Origin of the sequence: Kitasatospora purpeofusca (assembly GCF_034043715.1) — a bacterium.
Taxonomy (GTDB): Bacteria; Actinomycetota; Actinomycetes; order Streptomycetales; family Streptomycetaceae; genus Kitasatospora; species Kitasatospora purpeofusca_A.
The window spans coordinates 150,996-157,866 of record NZ_JAXCLC010000009.1 but is presented as its reverse complement, the minus strand read 5'-3'; the positions used below and the strand labels follow the sequence as shown (position 1 = coordinate 157,866).

The following is a 6,871-nucleotide window of genomic DNA, read 5'->3' as shown; positions in this document are numbered from 1 at the left end:
GTCGAGGATCGGGTCCGGGCTGATGAAGCGGCCGGTGCTCGGGTCGTACTGGCGCGCTCCCAGGTTGGTGAAGCCGGTGGTGTCGTCCTTGCTGCCGCCGACGAAGCCCTTGGTGCCGGCCCAGGCGGAAGCGTTGGGCTGGGCGCCGCGGGGGTTGCCGAAGGGGTCGGTGGCGCGACGGGTAACCGACTGAGGGCCGTCCGCGGTGATCTGGACGCCGTTGGTGCCGTGCGGGTCGGAGGCCTGGATGACGACCGTGCCGCCGCCGATGGGGGCGGTGACGCGGGTGTAGGTGAGGCCGCCGCCGGCACCGACGGTGCGGACATTGCTCATCGCACCGGTGGCGGTGTCGAGCGTCAACTCGTCCGTGGGCAGGTTGAGCGTGATCTTGCCGGGGTTGCGGCGGATCAACTGGTTGCCGTCGGCGTCGTAGAGGTAGGTGGTGGCGCCGGCCTGGCCGGTCCTGGTGACGGAGCTGAGCTTGTCCTCGCCGTTCCAGGTCAGGCTGGTGGTGCCGCCGGTGTCGGTGATGGCGGTGGTGTTGCCCTTGGCGTCGTACTGGTAGCTGACGACCTTGGTACCGTCAGCCGTGACCGTGCTGGAGGCCAGCAGGGCGTGAGGCCCACCGGTTCCGCCACCGGTATTGGGCGCGTGGGTGGGGGTGTTACTGCTCCTGGCAGGCCCGAAGGTCTGAGTGGTGTTGCTGCCCCCTGTGGTGTAAGTCGGAACGCCTGACCAGGCCGACCAGTTCTTGGTCTCACCGTTGCGCACCGTCTGGTTGACCTTGCCCGATCCCAGGACGACAACCTTGAGATCGGCGCCTGGGCCTGCCGCACTGACGCCGGTGGCAGGGTCGAGCCGGCCGGCGACGGTGGTGATGTCCCCCCAGCTGGACCAACTTCCGGCACTGTCGCGGACGACGTGCCAGGGCCTGCCCTCGGCGAGTGCGACGACCTGAAGCCCGTCGGGAGTGTTGGCGAGTGCCAACTGTCCTTGGCCGGTCTGAGCTTCGGGAAGAGTCCCGGTCGCGCTGTAGACGTCGCCCCAGCCCTGTGCCTGCCAGTTCCCGTCGGGCTGGCGGACGGTGTGCCACAGCCTGCCGCCGGCGCCGACCGCGATCTCCAGGCCGGAGTTGGTGGCGGCGGCCGCCATCTGAGTGGGCGAGGCCAGTGTGCCGACGGCGCCGTAGACGTCGCCCCAGCCCTGTGCCTGCCAGTTGCCGTCCGGCTGGCGGACGGTGTGCCACAGCTTGCCACCCGCGAAGGTCAGGACTTCGAGTCCCGAGCCGGTGGCGGTCAGGGCGAGCTGGCTGGGCTGGGAGAGGGATCCGACGGCGCCGAAGACGTCGCCCCACCTCTGCCAGCCGTTGTCGCCCTGGACGGTGTGCCAGATCTTGCCGCCGGCGACGGCCATGACCTGCAGCCGGCCGTCGCTCACCGCGGCGGAGACGGCGGTGACGGTCGGAAGGGAGCCGGCTTCGGCCATCAGGTCGGTGAACTGCGACCAGGATCCGTCGCCGTTCTGTGTACCCAGCCAGAGACTGCCATTCGAAAGGGCCACGGACCACGTCCGGTCGCCGTTCGTCGCGCTTGCGATCTGGGTGATCTGAGCCGGGTCCAGAGGCGTAGTAGCAGTGGAACCATGCTGAGCAAGCGTGGTGCGGTTGCCGCTGGCGTCGTACTTGTAATCCTGCCAGTACGGTGCTGGACCACCGACAGTGTTGGAGCCGTTCGCCGCCGTCGTCGGACCGTCGGCGTTGTCACAACCACCGATGCCCGGCACGGTCGACGAGCTGCCCGTGCCGTGCGGGACACCTGATGAGTCGATCCAGTCGGCGGTGGTGTGGGTGCCCGCGATGTCTGTCCACGCCCGGGTCAGACGCCCGAGGTGGTCGTAGGTGAAGCACTGGTTGTCGCGGGCCGTCGCGTTCTGGAGGTCGGTGACGGAGGAAATCCGGCCGGACGGTGCGTAGGTGTAGCTGGTCTGGTCGAGCGAGACGGTTCCGAGCTGGCGGTCGAGGAAGGAGTTGATGACCCGACCTGTTGCCCAGTCGTACTGCTGAGTGGAGACCGCCTGGCTGCCGTACTCGCCCATCGTCGTCCGGGTCGGCCTGGCGAGCGCGTCGTAGGCGACCGCCGATACCACCAGCTTCTTGAGGCTGGCGGAGCTGGTAAGCAGGCCGGTCACCGTCCGGCCGTAGCTGACGGTCTCGGCGGGGAGTCCGCCCGCTGCGGAGATGCCGAGTGACTTCGGTGCGCCGAGAACGGGGCTGTAGGAGCTGCTGGTGGTGTAGGTCCCGGCCAGTGCGCCCTCGACGCCCTCCACCTTCGGGACGGTGACCGAGGTGCCAAGGGGCCGGTAGGCGGTGTCGTAGCCGGTGACACCCTTGGTGTAGGCCGCCCCGCCCGAGCCACCCACATAGCGGGTGGAGGAGGTCTGCTGACCCTTGGCGAGGGTGTCGTACGTCCAGCCCGCCAACTGATTCGCCGGCGCGACGCTTCCGGTGTACATGCCCGTCTTACGGCCGAGCAGGTCGTAGCTGTAGGCGAGGGTGTTGCCGGCGGCGTCGGTGGTGCGCTCGACCTGCGAGTCGGCGTTGTAGTACGTCCGGCTCACGCCCGTGTCCGGGTCGGACGCGGTCACCTGGCGCCCGCGAAGGTCGTACTCGTAGGTCCAGTTGTTACCGCTGCTGTCGGTCCGCCGCGAGGACAGGCCGCCGGCCGTGAAGCCGAACGTGGTGACGTCCGCGTCGGCGGCGCGGCCCGTGGCGGTCGGCGTACGGTACTGCCAGGCGGCGACCGTCCGCCCGCGGGCATCGGTCACGACCGAGGTCGGGGCGGCCCCGGCGGGCGGCGTGACGTCGGTGCGGTCCGCACCGGGGTACGAAGTGGTGCTGGCCCATTGGGGGTTCGCGTTGGAACGGAACTCCGAGCGGACGACCCGGCCGTTGCCGTCATAGGTGTTCCAGGTCGAGCTCGGTACCTGACTGTCCTGCGGCAGGAAGATCGTGCCGGTGGGGAAGGCCGTCCCCTCGTAGTACGGCGCGGTGGTCTTGATGACCCAGCCGTGCGAGTCGTACGCGGTGTCGCTGATCAGGCGACCGGTGGGCTTGGCGGCACTGGTGCTCTGTGTCTGTCGTGACCGGCCCAAGCCGTCCAGGATCTCTAGGGCCGCTTCGGACGTGGCCTTGTCGTCGTTGAGGGTCTCGGACATGACCCAGGACGGGCCATCGGTACCCCGTACCGCGTAGGTGAAGCTCTTGTTCGGGAGCTCATTGGTCGGCCGGTCCGGTGCCCACACCGCGGTGATGCGGCCCAGGGCGTCGTACCTGGCGGTGGTGACGCGCCCGTTGATGTCCAGATTGGTCAGCGGTGACCCGCGTGCCGGGTCCTGGGTGAGGCCGGTGGTCCAGCCGGCGCCCATCGGGCCGGTGGTCCACACCTCGGTCGGCAGTACGCCGGTGGCCGGGTAGAGGGCCACCGTCGTGACGGCGGGGGTGACCGAGGCGCCGCTGAGCTGGGCGCCGTCGCGGTTGTAGGTCGAACCGTCGGTGGTGGAACTGGTCAGGCTGCGACCGTAGGCATCGAAGGTCGCGCTGCCAGTGTTGACGTAGACGGGGTTGCCGGCCTGGTCGAAGTGGTCGAGAACCTGGGTGCTGGTCGGATCGCCGGCGGTGCGGAACTGCCCGAGCGGCTTTCCGTCGTAGAGCGTGCGGCTGCCGGTGATCGTGTTGGCGGCCGTGGGAGCGGTCCCGCACGGGCCCTGGACGGTGACCTGCTCCGAAGCGAGGGTCAGGGTCTGCGGGCTGTCGGTGGAGCTCGCGTACTTGGTGCTGGTGCAGGTTTCCGGGGTGGCGGCGGTGCCGTCGCCCTTGTCGTCGATCTGGAGGACGCGGTTGCCGTTGACCGGGTCGCTCACCGTGACGATCGTGACCAGGCGCCAGCTGTTGTCCGCGAGCTTGGCCGCCGAGAGCGTCGTGACCTGCGATTCGGGGCGGCGGGCGTAGCTGTTGGGCGCGCCTGCCTCCTGTTTGTGGGTCGCGCTGACCGGGTTCTCGCCCGGGGCCGTGCTCGACGTGCTTCCCGACACTGTGCGGACGGGCCCGTCTGCCTGGCTGTAGACCTCGGTGGCGAGGACCTGACCGTTCCGCCAGTCGCTGTCGAGGACCGAGGGTCCGCCGAGCGGGTTGGCCGCCGCGACGCTGCGCCGGGTGCCGTTGGCGAGGTAGTCGCCGTCCATGCCACGCAGGTAGGTGGCCTTCTGCTGGGACTGGGGAGCCTCGCCGGTGGCGCCGCTGCCGGTGGTCGTGGTGACCGTCGCGTAGCCGCGGAAGTTGTCCCAGGTCCGGGTCTTGGGGTCGGTGAACTCGGCGTCGTTGCGGTGCCAGGCGGCCCGGCGCACACCGTCGGCGTCGCGGTAGTCGTAGCTGGTGACCTTGCTGACGGCCGGGCTGGTGACCAGGTCCTGCTCGGTGATCGTCTCGACGACCGGCTTGTTGAACCAGTCGTTCACAGGGTCCGGGGAGGACTGGCCGGGCAGGTACCACTTGACCGGTATGCAGGCCAGGGTGTTGCCGTCCTCGGACGCCGGCATGCGGCCTCCGAGACGGGAGCACTCCGGGCTGCTGTAGACGACGTTGACCCGCCCGCCCGTCTCGGTGGTGATTCCCTTGAGGCGCGGGCGCATGAAGAGCTTGCCCTCTCGCACCCCGCTCTGCAGTTCGATGCCGTCGACGCGGTTCGCCATCATGTCGTACTCGAAGGCGACCGGCGGCAGGTTGTCGATCGCCGCCTGCCCGTTGCTGGGGACGCGCTGGACGGAGTCGAGCTGGAGGATGCGCGGGGTACCGTCACCGGGGTCCGCGAGGCGCTGGTTCAGCTTCCACGTGTCGACGGTGCGGTAGGCCGAGTCCACCAGGACCTGGGTGGAGATCTCGGTCAGCCGCTTGGTGGTGAAGAACGTCGGCGACGCGTTGTCGCAGGAGTCGCCGGCGCAGATCTGGTCGATCGGCACGTCCGGCCAGGCTTCCTGGTTGGCCGTGGTGCGCTGGCTCTCGTCGCAGCTCGACGCCTTGGCGGGGTCACAGCGTTCCTCGACCTTGAACAGGACCTTCGCCGCGGGGTTGAGGGTGCCCTTGGCCGCCCGCTGGTCGTCGAGGCGCTGGCCGTAGCCGATCTCGCGCAGGTAGCCGGCGCGCTCGTACTTGGTCGGGGTGCCGGTGCCGCCGCCCTGGACGTAGCCGCGGCTGTACTTGTTGACCTCGGCCGCGTAGCCGTAGTTGGTGAGGTTGCCGTGGGGGTCGACGACGTGGTCGAGCTGCCAGCGCCAGGCCATCTGGCACCACGAGTTGCTGCCGGTGGCGGCGTTGTAGCAGACGTCCTTGGCGTTCGGCGAGTACACCGGCATGGTCAGGACGGAGTTGGCCGCCGGGTCGGTGCCGTCGCCGCCGGGGAGGTGGTTGAGGCCGAAGTAGTACTGGGTACCGTCGGTGGTGGTGATCCGCCAGTACTCCATGGCGTGGTAGTCGACGTCGAGTCCGGTCCGCGGTGCGCCGGTCAGCCGCTCGACCTTGGAGCCGTCGTCGTTCTGCAGGTGCCAGCTGCCGGTGGCGTCGTCGCGCACGATGGTGCCGGAGCGGCCGCCCAGCACGAGGGTGGCGTTCTCGCCGCCCCAGCACTGGTCAGCAGAGTGGGCGATCCCGGCCTTGTCGCACGACTTGTAGGAGCGCTCGATGTAGCCGGGCTCGTACGTCCAGCCGTCGCCGATCCAGGACGGCTGGGCGTTGGTCGCCGAGGTCTTGCCGTCGACCGAGGCCGAGTTGTAGGCGAGGGAGACACCCGGCGCCGTGCCGCCGAGGGACGGCGGGACCTGGATCGGGTAGCTGTAGGTGAAGTTGCCGCTGTTGGAGCCGGCGCTCCAGGCCGCCGACGGCGAGAGCGGGGTCGCGGCGTAGTTGCCGAGGGCGCCGTTCGGCGCGGGCGCGGCGGCGAGCACCATCGCGCTGCCCGAGCCGGCGGCTGCTGCGGCCGCAGGGGCCTCGGCAGCAGCGAGCGAGGCCTTCCCGGCCCCGGCGGCATCTGAGGAGGACGCGGTGGCCTTGCCCGGAGGCAGGGTGATGTCGGCGGTGATCTTCCCCTTGCCGTCGGTCCGCGAGGGGACCCGCGTCGTCGTCCGGCATTCCGGACGCTCGGGGGTCGTCAGCGCACAGCCGGGCAGGGCGACGAGGACCGCTCGGTCGGACCACCCGGCGGCCTGCAGGGCCTTGAGGTCCAGGGTGACGCTCGCGCTGCGGCCTTCGGCGGTGGCTGCCGGCTCGGCGTCGGAGAGGGCGATCAGGGGCGCGTTCACGCCCGCTGCCTTGCCCCGGGCCGGTTCGGTCACCTGAACGGTGACCTTGCGGACGCTCTCGCCGTTCCCGGCGGCCGGGGCGATCTCGACCGCCAGCGGGCCGGCCTTGGCGGCCGATCCGCCGCCGGAGGCCGGGGCCGCACCGTCGGTCGCGGAGCGGGCCGCCTTGGCCCCGGGGCTGTCCGCCCCGATCGTGACCGTAGCCGTACCCGTGACGACCGGCGGCGCGACCTGGGGCTTCCAGTTGTCCGGTTTGGGGGCCGGCCTGCGGGCCGGCGGTTGGGCGTCATGACCCTGTACTGACGGAGTCCCGCTCCCCAGCGGTGTGTTCGGGGGCGTCCAGACCTTTCCCTTGGGTTCGGGGAACGTCCATGCCGCCGCGGGCGGGACCGTTACCCCCGTCAGTGCCAAGGCGACCATCGCCGCCGTCGCGGGTGAGCGCCATCGGCTCCCCGTTCGTCCACCAGCCCGTTGCCGGGCAGGCCAAAGTCTCACGGTGACTGCTCCTTATTGCTATCGACAT

Annotated in this window: 1 protein-coding gene; it reads right to left on the bottom strand. The window is 70.2% G+C overall.

What is annotated here, in order from left to right:
* Nucleotides 1-6,348: RHS repeat-associated core domain-containing protein (locus SM793_RS07370; protein ID WP_320437221.1), on the bottom strand; the 6,348-nt coding region annotated here is incomplete at its 3' end.
* Between the last annotated feature and the right edge of the window lie 523 nt (nucleotides 6,349-6,871).